Source organism: Plantibacter sp. Leaf1 (assembly GCF_001421315.1).
GTDB lineage: Bacteria > Actinomycetota > Actinomycetes > Actinomycetales > Microbacteriaceae > Plantibacter.
The window spans coordinates 2381139-2402295 of record NZ_LMJX01000002.1; the positions used below are offsets into that span (position 1 = coordinate 2381139).

18 protein-coding genes are annotated in these 21157 nt (G+C 69.8%); 15 read left to right on the plus strand and 3 right to left on the minus strand.

Annotated features, from left to right (window positions below):
- Positions 1 to 49 precede the first annotated feature (49 nt).
- Entirely contained in the window at positions 50 to 1129 is a 1080-nt protein-coding gene (locus ASE44_RS13445) for an SDR family oxidoreductase (protein ID WP_056780597.1), read from the plus strand.
- 63 nt (positions 1130 to 1192) lie between these two features.
- Here ASE44_RS13445 and ASE44_RS13450 read toward each other — a convergent pair whose 3' ends face one another.
- Complete coding sequence (locus ASE44_RS13450; RefSeq protein ID WP_369796452.1) at positions 1193 to 2833, minus strand: stealth family protein; 1641 nt, start codon at positions 2831 to 2833, stop codon at positions 1193 to 1195.
- Positions 2834 to 3021: 188 nt separating this feature from the next.
- Here ASE44_RS13450 and ASE44_RS13455 point away from each other — a divergent pair, with 188 nt between their 5' ends.
- Together ASE44_RS13455 and ASE44_RS13460 are read left to right on the plus strand one after the other, a co-directional pair.
- Positions 3022 to 4473, plus strand: coding sequence for a CCA tRNA nucleotidyltransferase (locus ASE44_RS13455; RefSeq protein ID WP_056780599.1), 1452 nt, complete (start codon positions 3022 to 3024; stop codon positions 4471 to 4473).
- Positions 4474 to 4558: 85 nt separating this feature from the next.
- A complete protein-coding gene (locus ASE44_RS13460) occupies positions 4559 to 5875 on the plus strand; it encodes a sugar ABC transporter substrate-binding protein (RefSeq protein ID WP_056781221.1) in 1317 nt (438 codons plus the stop codon).
- 62 nt (positions 5876 to 5937) lie between these two features.
- Here the strand turns inward: ASE44_RS13460 and ASE44_RS13465 are convergent, their stop codons facing one another.
- Positions 5938 to 6636 (minus strand): GntR family transcriptional regulator, encoded by a 699-nt coding sequence (locus tag ASE44_RS13465; RefSeq protein ID WP_056780601.1) that lies wholly within the window; start codon positions 6634 to 6636, stop codon positions 5938 to 5940.
- 143 nt (positions 6637 to 6779) lie between these two features.
- On the opposite strand from ASE44_RS13465, the gene ASE44_RS13470 reads away from it, so the two are divergent.
- From ASE44_RS13470 to ASE44_RS13520, 11 genes are all read left to right on the plus strand, one after another.
- Positions 6780 to 8405: an ABC transporter substrate-binding protein gene (locus ASE44_RS13470; RefSeq protein WP_056010310.1), complete on the plus strand. Its 1626-nt coding sequence runs from the start codon at positions 6780 to 6782 to the stop codon at positions 8403 to 8405.
- 128 nt (positions 8406 to 8533) lie between these two features.
- Positions 8534 to 9547 carry an ABC transporter ATP-binding protein gene (locus tag ASE44_RS13475; protein ID WP_056780603.1) on the plus strand — a complete coding sequence of 338 codons (1014 nt, stop codon included), beginning with the start codon at positions 8534 to 8536 and terminating at the stop codon, positions 9545 to 9547.
- Positions 9544 to 10611 (plus strand): ABC transporter ATP-binding protein, encoded by a 1068-nt coding sequence (locus ASE44_RS13480; protein ID WP_056780605.1) that lies wholly within the window; start codon positions 9544 to 9546, stop codon positions 10609 to 10611. The genes ASE44_RS13475 and ASE44_RS13480 overlap by 4 nt, the downstream gene beginning before the upstream one ends.
- Positions 10608 to 11540: an ABC transporter permease gene (locus tag ASE44_RS13485; protein ID WP_056010316.1), complete on the plus strand. Its 933-nt coding sequence runs from the start codon at positions 10608 to 10610 to the stop codon at positions 11538 to 11540. The genes ASE44_RS13480 and ASE44_RS13485 overlap by 4 nt, the downstream gene beginning before the upstream one ends.
- A gap of 3 nt (positions 11541 to 11543) precedes the next feature.
- The gene (locus ASE44_RS13490; RefSeq protein WP_157579953.1) at positions 11544 to 12479 is read left to right on the plus strand and encodes an ABC transporter permease; all 936 of its coding nucleotides are present in this window, start codon (positions 11544 to 11546) and stop codon (positions 12477 to 12479) included.
- Positions 12480 to 12551: 72 nt separating this feature from the next.
- Complete coding sequence (locus tag ASE44_RS13495; RefSeq protein WP_056780607.1) at positions 12552 to 13712, plus strand: Gfo/Idh/MocA family protein; 1161 nt, start codon at positions 12552 to 12554, stop codon at positions 13710 to 13712.
- On the plus strand, positions 13709 to 15235 hold the full coding sequence (locus tag ASE44_RS13500; RefSeq protein WP_200921073.1) for a TldD/PmbA family protein: 1527 nt from the start codon (positions 13709 to 13711) through the stop codon (positions 15233 to 15235). Before ASE44_RS13495 ends, ASE44_RS13500 begins: the two co-directional genes overlap by 4 nt.
- Positions 15232 to 16671: a metallopeptidase TldD-related protein gene (locus tag ASE44_RS13505; RefSeq protein ID WP_082456014.1), complete on the plus strand. Its 1440-nt coding sequence runs from the start codon at positions 15232 to 15234 to the stop codon at positions 16669 to 16671. The genes ASE44_RS13500 and ASE44_RS13505 overlap by 4 nt, the downstream gene beginning before the upstream one ends.
- On the plus strand, positions 16668 to 17576 hold the full coding sequence (locus ASE44_RS13510; protein ID WP_082456015.1) for a DUF4438 domain-containing protein: 909 nt from the start codon (positions 16668 to 16670) through the stop codon (positions 17574 to 17576). Before ASE44_RS13505 ends, ASE44_RS13510 begins: the two co-directional genes overlap by 4 nt.
- Complete coding sequence (locus ASE44_RS13515) at positions 17573 to 18457, plus strand: DUF4438 domain-containing protein (protein ID WP_056780610.1); 885 nt, start codon at positions 17573 to 17575, stop codon at positions 18455 to 18457. The genes ASE44_RS13510 and ASE44_RS13515 overlap by 4 nt, the downstream gene beginning before the upstream one ends.
- Positions 18458 to 18525: 68 nt before the next feature.
- Entirely contained in the window at positions 18526 to 19545 is a 1020-nt protein-coding gene (locus tag ASE44_RS13520) for a D-2-hydroxyacid dehydrogenase (RefSeq protein ID WP_056010326.1), read from the plus strand.
- A 31-nt stretch (positions 19546 to 19576) separates the two neighbouring features.
- Here the strand turns inward: ASE44_RS13520 and ASE44_RS13525 are convergent, their stop codons facing one another.
- Positions 19577 to 20128 (minus strand): TetR/AcrR family transcriptional regulator, encoded by a 552-nt coding sequence (locus ASE44_RS13525; RefSeq protein WP_056010328.1) that lies wholly within the window; start codon positions 20126 to 20128, stop codon positions 19577 to 19579.
- An 85-nt stretch (positions 20129 to 20213) separates the two neighbouring features.
- Here ASE44_RS13525 and ASE44_RS13530 point away from each other — a divergent pair, with 85 nt between their 5' ends.
- Entirely contained in the window at positions 20214 to 21137 is a 924-nt protein-coding gene (locus ASE44_RS13530) for a ketopantoate reductase family protein (protein WP_056780612.1), read from the plus strand.
- Positions 21138 to 21157 lie beyond the last annotated feature (20 nt).

The following is a 21157-nucleotide window of genomic DNA, read 5'->3' on the forward strand; positions in this document are numbered from 1 at the left end:
CCTCGCCGTTGCGGGAGGACCGTCGCGCGGACGCGCCTATCGTTGACGGATGACTTCTTCACCGAACCGTCGCACCGCACTCGTCGTCGGCGCCAGTGGCATCACCGGCGCAGCGATCGTGTCACACCTCCTGGCCGACGGCGACTGGCGCATCCTGGCCCTCTCCCGCAGTGCTCCCGTGTCCCACCCGCAGGTCGAGCACGTCGCCGCCGACCTTCGGAACGCGGACGACCTCCGTCGGGTCCTCGGTGGCAGCGGGGTCTCCCACGTGTTCTTCACGGCCTGGTCGCGGCAGGACTCCGAGGCCGAGAACATCCGGGTGAACGGCGGCATGGTCCGCGACCTCCTCGCCGCGCTGTCGGACGAGCCGGTGCAGCACGTCGCCCTGGTGACCGGCCTCAAGCACTACCTCGGCCCGTTCGAGGCCTACGCGGCGGGTGAGATGCCCGACACCCCGTTCCACGAGGACGAGCCCCGCCTCGACACGCCCAACTTCTACTACGAGCAGGAGGACGAGCTGTTCGCGGCGGCCGCTCGGTCGGGCTTCACCTGGTCGGTGCACCGCTCGCACACGGTGATCGGGCACGCCGTCGGCAACGCGATGAACATGGCGTCGACGATCGCCGTGCAGGCCTCGCTCTGCAAGCGGCTCGGACGTCCGTTCGTGTTCCCCGGCTCCGAGACCCAGTGGAACGGGCTCACCGACATGACGGACGCCGGACTCCTCGCCGAGCAGATGCTGTGGGCGGCGACCTCGCCGGCCGGAGCGAACGAGCCGTTCAACATCGTCAACGGCGACGTCTTCCGTTGGCGCTGGATGTGGCCTCGCCTGGCCGCGTACTTCGGCGTCGAGGCGGAGGGGTTCCGCGACGCACCGCGTCCGCTCGAGCAGCAGATGGTCGGGCTCGAAGGCGAGTGGGCCGAGCTGGTGGCCGAACACGGTCTGGTCGAGCCCGACCTCGCGCGGGTGGCGTCCTGGTGGCACACCGACGGCGACCTGGGGCGCGACATCGAGGTCGTCACCGACATGAGCAAGAGCCGTCTCGCCGGGTTCACCGGCTACCGGCGCACCCTGGACGCGTTCACGGCGATCTTCGACCGCCTCCGCGAGGAGCGCATCGTCCCGTGAGTCCGGTTCGACAGGCTCGGTGACCGCGTCGGTCCCTGAGCCTGTCGAAGGGCGGGCGCACGCTCAGCTGAGCTTGGCGGGTTCGATCTCCAGGGTGCTCGGCACGGCGGCCTCGCGCTCCCACGGAGCCGGGAACGGGAAGTAGCGGTCGAGGAAGTCGATCACCGCGGTGGTGCGCTCCTCGACGGAGATCTCCGGGCGGCTGCCGTCGTTCAGGCAGAACATGTCCTGGTCGCGTCGCTTCAGGAGCCGCTCCATCTGTCCGAGCGACTGCTTGAGCGTGGTCTCGATGTAGCGGACCTTCGCCTGGGTCTGCTGCACCGCTCGCCCGGTCATGAGGCCGTAGTAGTGGTAGAACGAGTTCGTCACCGAGATGTTGTCGGCCGCGCGGAAGGCACTGTGGGCCGTCGAACGGAACTCCTCGGCGAACTCCTGTTCCATCTCCGCCATGATGCTGCGGCGGAGCGGTGCGGCGCAGTGCTCGAGGTGCCTCGTGGTGACGCGTCCGAAGCGCTCGTGCAGGAGGCGACGGTTCACGCGGGCGGCGTTCTCGAAGCCGCTGCGGGACGGGTCGTTCGCGCCGAGACCGATACGGGTCGTCGCCTCGACGAACTTGCTGATCCCGCCGGGTGAGAAGAACAGCTCGGGGCTGATCGGCCGGCCGAGGAACATGTCGTCGTTGGAGTACAGGAAGTGCTCCGAGAGCCCCTCGATGCGGTGGAGCTGGCTCTCGACGGCCATGGAGTTGTGCGTCGGGAGGGCGTCGAGGTCGGCGAAGAACTCCTCGCTGCGCACGATGGTGACCTTGGGGTGCTCCGCCAGCCATTCGGGCGCGGGGGAGTCGGTCGCGATGAAGATGCGCCGGATCCACGGGGCGAAGGTGTGGACGCTGCGGAGCGCGTACTTCAGCTCGTTGATCTGGCGGAACCGGGCGTCGGAGTCGTCGCCGTCGCCGACGACGTAGCTCTGCATGCGCTTCGCCCTGGCGCGCTGGAACTCCTCCGACGAGCCGTCGACCCACGAGAACACGAGGTCGATGTCGAAGGTGACGTCGCTCGCGAGCGCACCGAACATGTGCTCGAGGGTGCGCCAGGTGCGGCCGTACCGTTCGACGGTGGTCTCGACCGCCTCCGTGCGCGGCATGTAGGTGCGCATGAGGACGTTCTCGACCGGAGCGGTGATCTCCTCGTCGCCGAACCGCCAGAACTCGAGCTGCAGCGCCGTCTCCATGCCGTAGCGGAGGCGACCGAGCGGTTCGATGCGCGGTCGGTAGAGGCGGAACACCTCGGCCTTGCGCGAGCCGGCGAGCAGGCCGTCGGAGAGGAGGTGCGGTTCGCCGGCGGGCTTCATGGAGTCCATGCGCGCCTTGATCGGGACGCTGTAGAAGGGTTCGTCGGCGAACGCCTCGGCGAGGGCGGCCTGCAGGCGCTTCCGGAGCGAGCGGTCGATGACGATGACGGGCCGGTCGTGCTCCCCGCGGATGAGGAGGTACTCGATCTCCGCCGCGTCGAGCGCCTCGGCGACGGCGAGGAGGTCTTCGACCATCGACTGCTGCGGCGTGAGGTGCCCGTTGATGAGCGTGTAGATGCCCTTGCGCTGGACCACGTCGGGGCGCTCGAACCGCGGTGAGCGGGAGCCGCCGGTGACGAGCACGAGTTCCGGAGCCGTGGTGAACGGGAGTTCCGGCGGATTGGAGTCCTTCACGGTACTGGTGAAGGCCGTCGGTGCCTGAGTGCCGACGGTGATCCGCTGGTCGTCGAGTTCGTTCGTGATCGTGTCCGCCTCTGGTCTGCTGGGGAGTGGGTTCCTCGTTATTGTACGGCCGTCGTCCACTCGCGGCGTCAGCTTGTCGGCGACGGGGCCTCCGGTGCCGTCCGGCTACGATTGATCCCATGGTGAGCGTGGCGGAATCCTTGGTGCGCCTGCGGGACCTGGCCTCGTCGCCCGTGGTCGCCCGGGTCGCGACGGTGTTCGCCGAAGCCGGCTTCGAGCTGGCCCTCGTGGGCGGTCCGGTCCGCGATGCGATGCTCGGTCGGCAGGTCAGCGACCTCGACTTCACCTCGAACGCCTCACCCGATCAGATCCTCTCCGTCCTCAAGCCGATCGCGAGCGCGTGGTGGGACGTCGGCCGCGACTTCGGCACGATCGGTGCGAAGGTGTCCGTCGTCGACGACGCCGGGGTCGAGCACGCCGACACGGTCGAGATCACGACCTACCGGGCCGACGCGTACGACGGCGTGACACGGAAGCCCGTCGTCGCGTTCGGCGACACCCTCGAGGACGATCTGCGGCGACGCGACTTCACCGTCAACTCGATGGCGCTCCGCGTGCCCGAGATCACCCTGGTGGACCCCTCCGGCGGGGTCGAGGACCTCGTCGCCCAGCTGCTGCGGACGCCGAGCGCCCCCGAGGTCTCCTTCGGCGACGACCCGCTGCGCATGCTCCGGGCCGCCCGGTTCGCCTCGCAGCTCGGGTTCCACCCCGCGGACGACGTCGTGCAGGCGATGGAGGAGCGTCGCGAGACCATCTCCATCGTGAGCCCCGAGCGCATCCAGGCCGAGCTCGGCAAACTGCTCGCGACCGACCGTCCGCGGGCCGGCCTCGAGCTGCTCGTCGACACCGGCATCGCCGACCTCGTCCTCCCCGAGCTGCCCGCGCTCCGGCTGGAGCCCGACGAGCACCACCACCACAAGGACGTCTACCAGCACTCGCTCACCGTGCTCGAGCAGGCGATCGGCTACGAGCACGCACGCCACCCCGGTGAGGCGCCGGACCTCGTCCTCCGCTGGGCCGCGCTCCTGCACGACATCGGCAAGCCGGCCACCAAGAAGATCGGCCCCGGCGCCGCGGTGACCTTCTACCACCACGACCTCGTGGGTGCGAAGCTCGCGAAGAAGCGCCTCACCGCGCTCCGCTACGACGGCGACACCATCAAGAGCGTCGCGCGGCTCGTCGAGCTGCACATGCGGTTCTTCGGGTACTCGGAGGGCGTGTGGGCGGACTCGGCGGTGCGGCGCTACGTGCGCGACGCCGGCCCGCTGCTCGAACGGCTCCACATGCTCGTCCGGGCCGACGTCACGACCCGCAACCGCCGCAAGGCCGACCGGCTCGGTTTCGCCTACGACGACCTGGAGCACCGCATCGTCGAGCTCCAGGAGCAGGAGGAGCTGGAATCGGTCCGCCCGGACCTCGACGGCAACCGCATCCAGGAGGTGCTCGGCATCGCGCCCGGTCGCGAGGTCGGCGAGGCCTACCGCTGGCTGCTGGAGCTGCGCCTCGACGAGGGCCCGCTCGGCGAGGAGGAGGCCACGCGTCGGCTCCTCGAGTGGTGGTCCTCACGCTGACCTCGTCACAGCCCGTCCCTGGCACTTCGCGGGCCTTCAGACTGAACTGCTAGCCTCCCTGAGGTCCCCGGAACGAAGGATGCTCATGCACAAGCGACACGCCGCCCTTGCGATCGCGGGCGCTTCGGCCCTGCTGTTGAGCGGGTGTGCCGCCGGGTCGACGGAACGCACGACCGTGACGGTCCGGGTCTGGGACTCGGCCGTCGCCGACGCCTACGAGACCTCCTTCGCCGCGTTCGAGCGCGAGAACCCCGACATCCGCGTCCGGGTGGACGTCGTGGAGTGGGCCGACTACTGGACGAAGCTCCGCACCGACGTCGCGGCCGACACCGCACCGGACGTCTTCTGGCTGAACAACACCTACCTCGCCGGATACGCCGACAGCGGCAGCCTCCTCGACGTCGGGCAGACCCTCGGCGACGACGCCTCGAAGGCCTGGGCGCCGAGCGTCGTCGATCAGTTCACCCGCGACGACAAGCTCTGGGCGGTGCCACAGCTGTCGGACGCCGGGATCGCGGTCTACTACAACGCCGACCTGCTCGACGCGGCCGGCGTGAAGCCCGAGGAGCTCACGAAGGCGACCTGGTCGCCCGACACGGCGAAGGACACGTTCCTGCCCTTGGCCAAGAAGTTGACGAAGGACGCGGCCGGTGTCTCGGCCGACCAGCCTGGCTTCAACCCGGCGGCTCCGGCCACCTACGGCACCGGCCTCGGCTACGACCTGCAGGCGGTGCTGCTGCCCTTCATCGGTTCGAACGGCGGCACGTACCAGGACGGCGACGATTTCGCCTTCAACGACCCGAAGACGAGTGAGTCCATCAGCTACCTCGTGAACGCGATCAACGGTGCCAAGGTCGCCCCGCCGGCCGCGTCGACGAACGCCGACGGCGATTTCGCGCGCGACGCCTTCATCCAGGGCAAGGTCGCGATGTTCCAGTCGGGGCTCTACAGCCTGAAGGCCGTCCACGACGGTGCCGACTTCCGCTGGGGCGTGGCCGAGCTCCCGTCCGGTCCCGCCGGTCGGGTGAGCGTGACGAACGGCATCGCGGCAGCGGGCAACGCGGCGACGGAACACCGCGACCAGGTGAAGAAGGTGCTCGCCTGGCTCGGCAGCACCGAGGGCAACGCGCCCGTCGGTTCGTCCGGCGCGGCCGTCCCCGCGGTGACCGCCGCCCAGAAGCAGTACTTCTCGTACTGGAAGGGTGAGGACGTCGACGTGCAGCCCTTCTTCGACGTGATCGACGACCACGCGAAGACGATCGCACCTCCGACGGGCGCCAGCTACGCCAAGGGCCTCGCGGCGTACGACCCGATCTTCAAGGAGATCTTCGCGGGCACGACGCCCGTGGCCGACGGACTCAAGAAGGCGCAGGAGGCGGCCAACGCCGCCATGAACGACTGAGCCTGCGTCCCGCAGGCGCGTGACGCCGCCCGCATCGCGGAGTGGTCACCGCGCTCGGGGCCTCACGCCGTTCCGGCGACCGGGTCGTCGTGCTGCGCGGCTCGGGCGTCTCCGGCGAGCCGCTCACTGACGCGCCCGTAGCCGGAGCCGATGTGGCGTTCGACGGTCTCGTCGATCTCGGCCGCCCGTCGTTCGAGGAGCAGGTCGAGGAGTTCGGTGTGCTCCTGCACGATGATGCTGTGGTAGTCGTCGACCTTGACGCGTCGCGTGAGGAGGAAGAGCGCGACCTGCCATTTGATGGCCTGCCAGGCGGTGTAGAGACGCGAATGGTCGGCGAGCAGGAACACCTGATCATGGAAGTCGATGTCGAGGCGGACGAGTTTGGCCTTCTGATCCGTCTCCACGGCGACGCGCATCTCTTCGATGATGGCGCGCATGGCGCTCACCTCGTCTTCGCCGGCTCGCTCGATCGCGCGTGACCAGGCGAGTCGTTCGAGCGCGGTCCGCAGTGTGGACAGCTCGAGGAAGTCCTGCGGTGACAGCGTGACGACGGACGCGCCCTTGTAGGGCAGCGACACGACGAGACCCTCCTGCTCGAGGTGGAGCAGCGCTTCTCGGACCGGCGCGCGACTGACACCGAGCGTGGTCGAGAGGTTCACCTCGCTGAGACGCTCCCCTTGGACGAGACGACCCTCCAGGATCGCCTCCCGGAGCTCGTTGACCGCGGCCCCTGTCAACCCGGTTCGTTCGAGAGTTTCCATGCCCGAATCCTAGCTCAAGCCATTCCTTGTTGTCGATTGTCGACAGTGTGCAGTCTGTGATATTGTCCACCAACAGCACATGAACGTTCCGTCGGCGGCTCGCTTCCTCAGGAGGTCCGGCACAACCCTGACAGGAGTACTCAGTGAAGAAGACACTGCGAGGCGCGCTGCTCGGAGCAGCGCTCGCGGTCGCCCTGACCGCGTGCAGCGCTGGCGGTGCGGGCGGCGGGAGTACGTCCGCCGCAGGCGGCGACCCCAAGTACGGCGGCACGATCACGACCGCGGCCGCATCCGATCCGGAGACCTTCGACCCGGCCGTCTGCACGGGCGCGACGTGCTGGAACATGATGCGGATGATGTTCGACCGCCTCTACGACTACGACCGCGACACCAGCGAGCTGAAGCTCCAGGCGGCCGAGTCCTTCCCGGAGGTGAGCGACGACGGCCTCACCTACACGATGAAGCTCAAGCAGGGGCTCACCTTCAGCAACGGTGACCCGCTCACCGCGAAGGACGTCGCCTACTCCTACGCCCGCGTCCTCGACCCCGCCACGAAGGCGGGCCTCGCGGAGTTCTGGCGCGGCATCGCCGGTGCCGAGGAGTACGCCGCCAACCCGACCGGACTGCCGAGCGGCATCGAGGTCGTCGACGACCAGACCCTGAAGATCACGCTGGCGACGCCGAACTCCTCGTTCAAGTACATCCTCGCCATGCCCGCCGGCTCGATCATCCCCGAGGGCAGCGGCGGGACCGTCGCGACCGAGCCCGTCGGCTCCGGGCCGTTCACGCTCGACACCTTCAGCGCGGGCAAGGAGATCACGCTCGACCGCAACCCGGACTACTGGGACTCGCCGCGTCCCTACGCCGACCACATCCGCATGATCCTCGGCGTCGACCCCGACAACCAGGTCCTCATGCTCCAGAAGGGCGACATCGACCTGATGGGCAGCCCGATCCCGCCCGCGAAGTTCATCCAGGTGACCTCGGACCCGAAGCTCAAGGACCAGCTCGTCGAGATCGAGAAGCCGAGCACCTACTACCTCACGATGAACGTCAACACGCCTCCCTTCGACAACCCGAAGGTCCGTGAAGCGGTCTCCCTCGCCTTCGACCGGAAGGCGCTGCTCAAGCTCGTCAACGGGCAGGGCACCGCGGCGACCGAGTTCATCCCGCCGAAGGTCCTCGGCTACACGGGTGACGAGATGACCCACGAGCAGGACGTCGCGAAGGCCAAGAAGCTGCTCGCGGAGGCGGGCTTCGCCGACGGCATCTCGACCGACATGTACGCCTGGAACGTCCCGCCCTTCTCGGCCCTCGCGCCGCAGATGCAGCAGGACCTCAAGGCCATCGGGATCGACGTGAACCTGCAGACGCTCGCCCCGAACACCTTCAGCGAATTGGCCGGAGCCGGCAAGGCCCCGCTCGCCCTGACCTTCTGGGTGGCCGACTACCCGGAGGGCTCGGACTTCCTGCAGGCACTCATGTCGTGTGCGTCGGCGGTCCCGCAGGGCCACAACTACGCGTACTACTGCAACCCGGAGATGGACGAGCTGGTCGCCCAGGCGCTCGCCGAGACCGATCCGGACGCGGCGACCGCGAAGTACGAGGAGGCGTCGAAGCTCATGCTCGCCGACAACCCGATCGTGCCGCTGTACTTCGGCACCAAGACCGAGCTCCACAGCACCGGCATCGAGGGGTACTTCCCGCAGCCGATCTGGGGTTGGGACATGGCTGAGTACTGGAAGTCGGACGGCACCGCCAAGCGGTAGTCACCGGTCCAGCAGCACCTGGCGCACCGGCGCGCCGACCGCATCACCGCACCACGGAACCACGGCACCCGAACCGCGGGTGGTCCCTCGACGGACCACCCGCGGCGCCCCCACCGAAAGGACGCGACATGAGTGCGCTGCTCGACGTCTCCAACCTCGTGGTCGACTTCCCGACCTCGTCGGGAGACCCGTTCCACGCCGTCGACGGCGTCTCGTTCCAGGTCTCGGCCGGTGAGCGGGTCGGCATCGTGGGGGAGTCGGGTTCCGGCAAGTCCCTGACCTCGCAGGCCGTCATGCGGCTCGTGTCGGACCCGGGGGTCATCGCCGGTGGCTCGGTCCGGTTCGGCGGCGAGGACGTGCTCGGGTACTCGGATCGGGCGCTGCAGCAGTGGCGCGGCTCGCAGGTCGCCATGGTCTTCCAGGACCCCATGTCGAGCCTCAACCCGCTCATGCGGGTCGGTCGTCAGATCACCGAGTCGCTCGAGACGCACCTCGGTATGGGACGGGTCGCCGCCCGGGCACGTGCCGTCGACCTGTTGCGCCGCGTGGGCATCCCGGACGCCGAGGCCCGCATGAACGACTTCCCCGGCGCGTTCTCGGGCGGCATGCGGCAGCGCGTCTGCATCGCCATCGCCACGGCCTGTTCGCCGAAGCTGCTCATCGCCGACGAGCCGACCACCGCGCTCGACGTGACCGTGCAGGCCCAGGTGCTCGACCTGCTCGACGACATGGTCTCGGAGCAGGACACGGGCGTCATCCTCATCAGCCACGACCTCGGCGTGATCTCGAGCTTCTGCGATCGCATCCTCGTGATGTACGCGGGCCGCATCGTCGAGGAGGGCACGGCCGAGCAGATCGTCGGCGACCCGCAGCACCCGTACACCCACGCACTCCTCGGCTCCATCCTCAAGCTCTCGGAGCCGATCCCGCCACGCCTCCGCACGATCTCCGGCGCCCCGCCCACCGCCGGCCGCCGCCCGCGAGGCTGCTCGTTCGCGCCGCGCTGCCCGGCCGCGATCGACACGTGCCTTACGAATGACCCGGCGCTCGTCCAAGCGCCACTCGGCGGAACCGGACAGCGGGTCGCGTGCGGGGTCGTCGCCCCCGAGGCGTTCGCCGTCGAGCAGGAGTCGGCCGCATGAGCCGGCTGGACGGTTCGGACCTCGTCAACGGTCCGAGCAGCCGGTCGCGGACCGGTGAGGCGCTGCTCGAGGTGCAGGACCTCGAGGTCACCTTCCGACGCTCCGGTGGCATCGGTCGCCGTGCCGCGCGCGTCCCCGCCGTGCAGGGTGTCAGCTTCCGGCTGCGAGCGGGCGAGACCCTCGGCATCGCGGGGGAGTCGGGCTCCGGAAAGAGCACCATCGCCAGGACGCTCATGGGCATCAACCAGGCGTCCGCCGGCAGCATGCGCCTGAACGGTGAGAACGTCGGAGCGCTGCGCGGACGTCGGCTCGCCGAGTACCGGCGCACGATGCAGATGATCTTCCAGGACCCGTACGACTCGCTCGACCCGCGGATGAAGGTGGGGGAGACGCTGCTCGAGGCGATCTCGCTCCGGACCACGAAGGCGACCGATCCCAGACGGGCGGTCGAGGGCATCCTCGACCAGGTCGGTCTCTCCCGGAGCTTCGTCGAGCGGCGTCCACGCGAGCTGTCGGGCGGTCAGCGCCAGCGCGTGTCGATCGCGCGGGCACTCTGCGTCGACCCACGCCTCATCCTCTGCGACGAGGCGGTCTCCGCCCTCGACGTCTCCGTCCGGGCCCAGGTGCTCAACCTGCTGAAGGACCTGCAGGAGGACCTCGGCCTCGCGTACCTGTTCATCTCCCACGACCTGTCGACCCTGCGCTTCATGGCGGACCACGTCGGGATCATGTACCTCGGTCGCCTCGTCGAGATCGGGACGCGCGACGAGATCTTCGACAACCCGCAGCACCCGTACACCAAGGCGCTGCTGTCGGCCGTGCCGGAGCCGATCGTCCGCGACCGCTCGACGCGCCTCCCGCGGGTCCGCCTGACCGGCGAACCGCCGAGCGCCGCGAACCCGCCGAGCGGCTGCAGCTTCCACCCGCGGTGTCCGATGGCCCAGGAGGTCTGTCGCACGGTCGCCCCGCCGCTGCGGACGACGAGCTCGGGCCAGGACGCTGCCTGTCACTTCGCAGATCCGGTGCTGGTGCCGGAACCCGTCCGGATCGGAGCCGAGGCATGAGCGAAGCACTCCCTCCCGTGATCGGCCAGGGCGTCGACCTGGCGGCCACCGACGACGACCGGCCCATGCGCGCCCGCGAGGTGCTGCGCAGTCTCCGACGCGACCCCGCGGCCCTCGTGTCGCTCGTCGTGCTCCTGCTCATCGCCCTGATCGCCGTGCTCGCGCCGCTCATCACCCCGCACGACCCGCTCCAGACCTACAACGACATCGGGCTCGGGCCCCAGGGGCAGCCCCTCCCGCCCGGCACGCCCGGCTTCCTGCTCGGCACCGACGCCCTCGGCCGCGACGTCCTCTCACGACTCATCTCCGGGACGCAGGTCTCGCTCGTCATCGGCATCGTCGCCAACGGGCTTGCGACGATCGTCGGAGTGACGGTCGGTGTCATCGCGGGCTACTTCGGCGGCATCGTCGAGGCCGTCCTCATGCGGATCACCGACGTCGTCATCTCGTTCCCGATCCTGCTCCTCTGCACCGCGCTCATCGCGGTCACCACCCGGAGCACCACGAACGTCATCATCGTCATCGCCCTCATCTACTGGACGACGCTCGCCCGCATCATCCGCGGCATGGTCATCTCGCTGAAGCACCGCGAGTTCGTCGTCGCGACCCGCACGCTCGGCGTCAGTCACCTCCGGATCATGTGGAAGCACATCATCCCCCACCTGCTGCCGGCGATCATCGTGTACGCCACCCTCGGCGTCGCGTCCTCGATCCTCATCGAGAGCGCGCTGTCCTTCCTCGGTATCGGTGTCCCGATCCCGCAGGCCTCGTGGGGCCAGATGATCTCGGACGGCAGCACCTACTTCCAGATCGCACCCTGGATGCTCTTCATCCCCGGCATCTGCCTCATCGTCACGGTGATGGCGTTCAACCTGGTCGGCGACTGGCTGTCCGAGATGCTCGACTCCGCAGCACCGATGGCGAGGTAGACCGTGTTCTGGTGGCTTGCACGACGACTCGGCCAGATGGCCCTCGTCCTCTTCGGGGTGGTCAGCCTCGCGTTCCTCCTCGTCTACGCCGTGCCCGCGGACCCCGCGGCCACGCTCGCCGGGCCGAACGCGAGCGCCGAGACGATCGCGTCCATCCGCGCACAGCTCGGCCTCGACGCCCCACTGTGGGAGCAGTACCTGGGATTCATCGGGCGGCTCCTGAGCGGCGACCTCGGCACCTCCTACGTCCTGCGGGAGACGAGCGTGTTCGAGCGGATCGTCTCCGCCCTGCCGACGACGGTGCTCGTGGCGATCGGCGGGCTCATCTGGCAGATCATCCTCGGCGTCCCGGCCGGCATCTACGCCGCCTACCGTCGCGGTGGTTGGGTCGACCGCACGGTGACCTTCGTCTCGCTCATCGGGCTCTCGGCACCGTCCTTCTGGCTCGGCCTGCTCCTCATCTACTACTTCGCCTTCAGCTGGGGACTGTTCCCGCTCAACGGGCTCGGCGATCCGATCATCTGGTACCTCGTGCTCCCGACCTTCACCCTCGGCTCGGGCGGCGGCGCCTGGTACGCCCGCATGACGCGCACCAACATGATCGAGACCCTCGACTCGCCGTTCGTCCGTATGGCCAGGGCGAAGGGCATGCCGGAGCGCACCATCCTCTGGCGCCACTGCTTCCGACACGTCGCCATCCCGCTCGTCACGATGATCGGGCTCGACTTCGGCTACTTCCTCGGCGGCGTCGTCATCGTCGAGACCGTCTTCGGGCTGAACGGCATCGGCCGGCTGGCCTTCGACGCGATCTCGAACCTCGACACCCCGATGATCGTCGGCACGGTGCTCTTCTCGGCCCTCTTCATCGTGGTCGTCAACTTCATCGTCGACCTCCTCTACTCCGTCATCGACCCACGCGTCCGCCTGCAGCGCGCGTGACCTGAACCTCCGACCGATCCCACCACCGTCCGCGCATCGCACGATGCCGGCACCCGCAGAAGGAGAACCACCATGTCCGATCGCAAGCTCCGAGTCGCCGTCGTCGGTGCCGGCCGCTGGGCCGTCCGCTCCCACATCCCCGGCTGGCAGCGCGACCCGCGCGTCGAGGTCGTCGCGCTGGCCGAGATCGACGAGGAGGCGCTCGCCTCGGCGGCCGCGGAGTTCGGCATCGAGCGCGCCGTCACCGACTACCGCGAACTGATCGACGACCCCGATATCGACGTCATCGACGTCGCGACCGGTAACGCCATGCACTTCGAGATCTCGATGGCGGCCATCGCCGCGGGCAAGCACGTGCTCTGCGAGAAGCCCGTCAACAGCGACTACACCGAGACCCGGCGCGCCGCGGCGCTCGCCGCCGAACGGGGCGTGAAGACGAAGCTCGGCTTCACCTTCCGCTTCGCCCCGGCGATCCAGTACGCGAAGCACCTCATCGACCAGGGCTTCATCGGCGAGCCGTACATCTTCAACGGCTATGAGCAGAACAGCCAGTGGATCGACCCGAAGACGCCGCTGCGCCAGGTGGACCCGGACGCCGACCCCGACGTCATCGCCGTGTCCTCCATCGAGGGCTACGGTGCACCGATCATCGACATCATGCACTGGTGGCTCGACGCCCCGATGACGAGTGTCGTCGGCACCATGCGCAACTTCGTCCCCGAGCGGATGGTGCGCGACACGGGCGCCATGCAGCGCATGAACATCGACGACGGCGACATGTGGATCGCCGAGTTCGAGCAGGGTCGTCTCGCATCGATCCAGTCGTCCTACGTCACCGTCGGCAACTTCCCCGGCATCGAGGCCCGCATCTACGGCTCGGAGGGTGCGATCATCGTCCGCCTGGTCGAGGAGGCCGGGATCTGCCAGACGATCAAGGTCGCGAAGAAGGACCAGGTCGAGTTCGAGGAGCTCGAGATCCCGCAGGAGTTCTTCCCCGAGGGCGGGGCGTCCACGGAGCCGTGGCCGTTCCTCTTCTACTCGAACCTCTGCAAGGACTTCGCCACCGAGATCCTGTCCGGCGAGGACTTCAACCAGGGCAACTTCGACCAGGGCGCGCTCGTCCAGGAGACGATCAACGCGTTCGAGCTGTCGTTCCGCACCCGCGCATGGTGCGACTTCCCGCTCGCGCTCGCCCCGTCGGACGCGGACGACACCGAGGCGGTCCGCGCGTGACGAGCGCCGACACGGTCGCGCCGCTCGCCGCGGTCGACGCTGCGGCTCATGCGTGGGGCGAGCTCGCGGACGACCAGGCCGCCGCGACCATGCTCACGACGGTCCTCGCCGCGGTGGACGTGCCGGGCGTCAGCTATGCCGACGCCCGCCTGATCGAAGCCGAGGAGGTCCGCCTGTACTCGACGCTGGAGTCCGGCCTCGACGAGCGGATCGAGCACAACCTCGGCGTCGGTGTGCGCGTGCTCTTCAACGGCAGCTGGGGGTTCGCCTCCGTGCCGATCGACGACGACGACGACCTGACGCTCGCCGCCCATCGTGCCCTCGCCAACGCGCGGAACGCCGACCGGGTCTCGGACGCCCACCGCACCGAGCTGCCGCCGATGCCACCGGTGAGCGGCCGGTACGCGACCGACGTCGTCCTCGACCCGTTCGCGGTCTCGGCGTCGACGCGCCAGGCCCTGCTCGGCGACATCCTGAGCGCCGCCAGCGCCCCCGTCGAGGTCGTCATGGCGCAGGCCGGTCTGAACGCGAAACGGCAGCACCGGCACTTCGCCAACACCGAGGGCTCGATGCAGCACCAGCACCTCATCGAGAGCGGCGCGATGGCGCTCGTGAACGCGGTCGGCAACGGCACGATGCAACGTCGCTCCTTCCCCAACTCGTTCCACGGCAACACCGCGCAGGCGGGCTGGGAGTACGTCGAGGGGCTCCGGATGGTCGAGGAGGCCGACCGCATCGGTCGGGAGGCCGTCGAGTTGTTGACCGCCCCGCTCGCGCCGCAGGGCACGGCCGACGTCATCATCGGCCCCGCCCAGATGGCGCTGCAGATCCACGAGTCCACGGGTCACGCGCTCGAGCTCGACCGGATCCTCGGCGACGAGGCGAACTACGCGGGCACCTCCTTCATCGGACCGGACGCGGTCGGCTCGCTCCGCTACGGCTCCGAGGCGGTGAACATCACCTCGGACCCGACGGTGCCCGGCACCCGAGGTTCCTTCGCGTTCGACGACGAGGGCGTCCCGGCGTCCCGTCAGCCGCTCATCTCCGAGGGCATCATCCGCAACTTCCTCTCCACGAGGGACTCGGCCGCCCGGATCGGGGTGCCGTCGATCGGCGCAGCCCGCTCGGACGGCTGGGGCTACACCCCCGTGTGCTTCGCGACGAACGTGTTCCTCGAACCCGGCAGTGGGTCGACCGAGGAACTGCAGGAGCGCCTCGGCGACGGGTACTACATCGACGACAACCGCAGCTGGTCCATCGACGAACGGCGCCACAACTTCCAGTTCGGCACCGAGGTCGCGTACGAGGTGAAGCACGGTCGGCGGGGTCGCCTGCTGCGTGGCTTCTCCTACGGCGGCACGACGCCCGAGTTCTGGCAGTCCGTCGAGGCGGTCGCCGGGCCGGAGGAGTTCAAGGCCTTCGGCATGCCCTGCGGCAAGGGCGAACCCAAGCAATGGGGCTTCCTCGGGCACGGCGCGTCGCCGACGCTCGTGCGGAACCTCCGGATCGGAGTGGACCGATGAGCGACACCGACAGCACGACCACCACCGCGTTCAGGCCCGTCGTGGGCGGCGAGCGAGCCGCGGAGGCGCTCGAGGCCGCCCTGCGCGACGCCCCGGCCGACCGCATCGAAGCCTTCCTCACCGGTCGGCGCGGGGACTTCACCCGCTTCGCCGGCCGCCGGGTGCACCAGAGCCAGGCCATCGACGAGGTGCAGATCATGGTCCGCGCCGAGGTGGACGGGCGGGCGTCACTCGCTGCCGCCAGCTCCATCGCCGGGCTCGGGCGGGCGGTCGCGAACGCGAGTGCCGCCGCGCGCGAGCAGGCCGAGCGAGGACTCCCCGCCGCTGCTCCTCGAGCCGATCCCGGTCCGGTCGACGAGCCGGAGGTGTCCGGCCGCACCGCGTCCGGCGCCCTGCTCTGGGGTGAGGACACGGCGGCTTGGGACGTCGGCGAACACGTCGCCCTCGCTGACCGCGCGATGTCTGAGGCCGACCGGGCCGGTGGCGTTGCTGCGGGCATGTTCGGCCGCGCGGTCACCGAGGTCGCCTTCCACGACCGCGAGCGCGGCACCTCCCGGTACGCCGCGGCGACCGAGGCGCAGGGCTCCCTCACGGTCCGCATCGAGGACGGTTCGTCCCACTGGAAGGACCTCTCCCGATCCTCCGACCGTCTGCTCGCGGCGGAGTCGGTCGAGCGGACGCTTGCGGAGGCGTCCGCAGCGCGGGGCCGTGCGCCACTCGCCCCGGGTGAGTACGACGTGGTGCTCGGGGCGCTCGCCGCCGGTGAGTTCCTCGACTTCTTCGGAGCGTTCGGCTTCACGGGCGGAGCCTTGGCATCCGGCTTCGGCACGGCAGCGACCCGCCCAGGCGAGCAGGCAGCCTCATCGCTCGTCTCCGTACACGACGACGCGACGGCCGACCTCGGTCTCCCGTTCCCGTTCGACTTCCAGGGCACCACGAAGCGCGACGTCCCGTTCCTCGACCAGGGGCGGGTGGCCGAGGTCGTCACCGACCGCGAGACTGCGTTCGCCCTCGGCACGGCGTCGAGCGGCAACTTCCACATCGCCCGGGAGGAGGCGCCGCATGCGATCCCGATGAACGTCATCCTCCGCGCCGCCGACACCACCGAGCTCGACCTCATCGCGGGTGTCGAGCGCGGGGTCTACCTGCAGCGCTTCTGGTACACGCGCACCGTCGACCCGGTCCGCTCGACGATCACCGGGGTCACGCGCGATGCGTGCTTCCTCATCGAGAACGGCCGGATCACGCGCCCGGTCGAGTCGCAGCGGTTCACGGTGAGCGTGCTCGAGAGTCTCGCCCGGGTCGACGGCGTCGGTTCCGTCTCCCTGAGCCAGCCGCTCATGAACGTGTTCAACGGTGCCGCCACCGCGCCGCCGCTCCGTATCCGCGGTTTCGCCCTCGGCACCGCACCGGTCCCGAAGGGAACGACGGCATGAGTCTCAGGACGAACGAGGACCGCCTGGTCACGCAGATCCTGACCGGCGAGGTCTGGCCGCCCCAGGCCGACCGACACGGTTACCGGGTCGACCCCGACGGCCACCCCTTCATCCTGCCCGGCATGGGCGGGGTGACGATGGGTGCGCACGTCGGCGAGGCGGCCACGGGCTACGCGAGCGACCACCTCGAACCCGGGCTGTCGATCCGGCATGCGGGCGGTGAGGCGAACGCCGCACTGCAGTTCCTCAGCTGCGTCGGCAACGTCGTGACGGTGCGTTCGGGTGCCGCCGTCGGAGCGGAGGGTGTGGTCATCGGTCAGCATGCCTATGTCCTCGCCGACTTCGCCGACGGCTCGCTCCGCCAGGTGACCACCGGTGACGCCGTGAGTGTGGAGGCCCGCGGTCAGGGCCTGCGCCTCCTCGACCACCCGGACGTCCGGGTGAAGAACCTCGACCCGCGGCTGCTCCCGCATCTGCCGTTCTCGACGGCGACCGACGGGACGCTCCAGGTCGGTGTCGCCATGCGCGTCCCGGCGGAGGCGGCGGGCGCAGGAGGCGGCATGCTCTCGGAGTTCGCCAACACCGACCTGATGGGCGCCTACCCCGGGCTCAGTGAGGACCTCTCGCTCGGCCTCGAGTCGCTCCGCATCGGCGACATCGTCGTCCTCGAGGACCAGGACCACTCCTACGGCCGCGGCTACCGGCCGGGTTGGATCACGATCGGCGTCATCTCCACGGGCGAGTGTCGGCTCTTCGGGCACGGTCCGGGGCCGTCGACCCTGCTGTCCGGACCGGCGTCGGCGTTCACCGTCGTCGACGATCGCGCCGCGAACCTCGGCGTCGCGCTCGCCGGGATGGGCCGCGCCACCACCACGACCACGACCACGACGGAGACGGCCGCATGAGCTCGATCATCGCCAACAACCTGCTCGGCTTCGTCGAGCACGCCGGCCTCACTCCGATGGTGTCGTACCGGATCGACCGCGACGGACACCCCTACGTGCCGATCGGAGACGGCGGCATCGTGCTCGGCGTCCACCTCGGCGACTCGGTGTTCGCCACCGACGCCGACCACGCGGCACCGGGGGTCACGCTCGTCCATCCGGACGCCGGTTCGCGCTTCGGGCTGACCTCGTTCGCCTGCATCGGCAACCGCGCGACCGTGCGTTCCGGTGCCGCGACGGGGGCGACCGGTTCGGTCGTCGGCAAACGCGGCGAGGCGGGACGGGTCATCGTGTCCTTCGACGACGAGACGATGGCGGCCCTGCTGCCCGGGGACCGGGTCGCGGTGCACGCCATGGGCCAGGGGCTGCGACGCGAGGACCTGCCCGAGGAGATCGTCCTGCTGAACATCGACCCCGCGCTCCTCGACGCCCTCCCGATGACCGTCGAGCAGGGTGTCGTGGGCTTCGACGTGGTCGGCGTGCTGCCGGGCAAGGTGGCCGGGAACGGTATCGGTCGGCCCGCACACCAGTGGGACGTGGACCTCGCCGTCGTCCCGGACTCGCCTGAACTCGCGGGGATCGACATGCGGCTCGGGGACCTGTTCGCGGTCGAGCACCTCGACGTCCGCCACAACATGGGGTACCGGCGCGACTGGATCACCGTCGGGATCATCGTGCACGGTGGCTCACCCATGCCCGGTCACGGGCCCGGCTTCGTCCCGATCGCGTGTGGACCGAGCTCGGTCCTGCGGGTTCGTGCGGTGACCGAGGGGACTGACGGCGTCCGGCCCGCGCTCACCGCCGAACGGCTCGCAGCGGTGGCCCCCTGGCCGACCGCCTGACCGGACGACATCGCGGCACGCCGCGTCACGACCAACGCACCGCCGCGCCCGCGGCAGGATGGACCATCATGCAGATCCTCATCGCCAGCCACCTCGAACCCGAGCACGTCGAGGCGATCCGTGCCTCGCACCCGGACGTGGAGGTGCTCTACGACCCCGCGCTCGTCGGTGCCCCGCAGTACGTGTCGGACCACCACGGCCCCACGCCGCAGCTCTCCGCGGCCGACCAACAGCGGTGGGAGGACATGCTCGCGCGGGCGGAGGTCGCGTTCGACTTCGACTGGCAGGATCCCGCTGCGCTGCCGGAGCGCGCTCCGAAGCTGCGGTGGATCCAGGCGACGAGCGCCGGCATCGGCGCGTTCATGCGTCGCACCGGCCTCGACCGGAGCGGCATCGTCGCGACGACGGCCGGTGGCGTCCATGCCGTGCCGCTCGCCGAGTTCGCCCTCACCGGGGCGCTCTTCGTCGTGAAGGGCCTGCCGGATCTGCAGCGTCGGCAGCGCGAGCGCCGGTTCGAGCGCTACACCACCAGGCAGCTGGCCGGCATGCGGGTCACGGTCGTCGGCGTGGGTGGCATGGGATCGAACGTGGTGCGGACCTTCGACGCGATCGGTGCCCGGGTGACCGCCGTGGGTCGGGTGGGCGGCTCCTACGAGCTGCCCGAGGGCGTCGAGCTGAGCGATGTGGACCGCCTCGAGGAGGTGCTGCCGGGCACCGAGGTGCTCGTGCTGTGCACGGCGCTCACGCCGGAGACCGAGAACCTCATCAGCGCCGAGCGGATCGCGCTCCTCCCCGAGGGGGCCGCCGTGGTCAACATCTCGCGCGGACAGGTGATCGACGAGGACGCCCTCATCGACGCCCTCCGTTCGGGCCGGTTGGGCGGTGCGGCCCTGGACGTCTTCCGCGAGGAGCCGCTGCCCGCGGACTCGCCGCTCTGGGACCTCGACAACGTGCTCATCTCGCCGCACTCGGCGTCCACGGTGGAGAGCGAGAACGCGACCCTCACGGCGCTGTTCATCGACAACCTCGCCCGATATCGCGCGGGGGAACCCCTGCTCAACCGCTTCGACGCCGAGCGGGGGTACTGACCGGCGGATCCGCAGCCGGTCGGACCGTTCGTCAGGCGACGTTCCGCAGGCCGGCGACGAGCACCTCGACGGCCGCCCGGGCTTCCGACGGCCAGTGGGGGCGGTCCGTCGATGAGCCGATGCCGTGGAGGACCACCATGACGGCACCGACGGGCACGCCGTCGCGCATGTCCCCGTCGGCGACAGCGCGGGTGAGGAGCTCGGCGACGGTGCGCTCGAGTTCGCCGCCACCGGTCCGTTGCACGTCCGGGTCGACGAAGGCCGCGAGAGCGCGGGCGAGGCCGGTGTGGGCCACGACGTGTTCCACGAACCCGCGCAGGAAGGCGACCAGGTTGTCTGCGGAGGTCCGTGCCGGGTCCTGGGCCTCGGCGCAGAGGGTCGCCACCTCGCCCTCGTAGACCGCGGCTGCCAGCGCCGCCCGGGTGGGGAAGTGCCGGTAGAGCGTGCCGACACCCACGCCCGCCCGTGCTGCGAAGTCGTCGAACCGCAGCTGCGCGTCCTGGTCGAAGGCTTCCCGGGCCGCAGCGACGATCGCGTCGCGGTTCCGACGTGCGTCGGCCCGGAGCGGGCGTGATTCCGGCATCGGGCCGCCTTCCGTTGACAAGTGGAGGTAATCTCCATATCTTGTGTACATGGAGACGATCTCCATCTTATGACTGGAGTCGACGATGCGGATCTTGATGTTCGGGCGAGGGGTGATCGCCACCGTCTACGGCCGCATGCTCGACGAGGCCGGGCACGACGTCGAGTTCTACGTGCGGCCGGGACGCGCCGAGGAGTATGGCGACGAGGTTCGGCTGGACTGGATCGACGGACGGCGGAAGCCCTTCGGGCGGCGACGGCAGGAGACGTTCCGGACGTCGTTGCGCGAGACGCTCGATGCTGCGGACGGGTTCGAGCTGATCGTGCTCAGCGTCGGCCACCATCGGCTCGCCGAAGCGGCGGCGTTCCTGGCCCCACGCATCGGCGAGGCGAGCGTGCTGGTGTTCGGCAACGTCTGGAAGGAACCACTCGACGCGGTCGCACCACTGCCCGCAGATCAGGTCGTGTTCGGTTTCCCGCAGGCGGGTGGCGGATTCGGCGAGGACGGCGTCCTCCAGGTGGCGTCGCTCCCCTCGGTCGTCGTCGGCACCGACGGCGCATCCGCTTCGATGCGGGAGGCGGCGGTCGTCGCCGCCTTGCGGGAGACGGGCCTCTCGGTCCGTCGGGAGCCGGACATGCGCGGATGGCTGTGGCTGCACTTCGTGGCCGACGCCGGCATGTTCGCCCAGGCGCTTCGGAGTGGATCGCTCGCCCGGATGATCGGCGACCGCCAGGCGTTCCGCACCGCGTTCGCGACCGCGCGTGCGCTGCTCCCACTCCTCGAGGCCAGAGGGGTCGACCTCGGACGGCATCGGAGCGCCACCCTGCCGTTCAGGTTCCCCGGCCCCATGGCGGCCGCATCGGCGTGGGTGACCAAGCTCGTCCCGATGGCCGGTCGAAGCCTCGCCGCACACACCGACCCTCGCGCCGCGGAAGCACTCGCCGTGTTGGCGGACACCCGCCTGGAGGCGCGCCGGCTCGGCGTCCCGATCCCGCGTCTCGAACCCTGAGCGTCGGCATGGCCCGATTC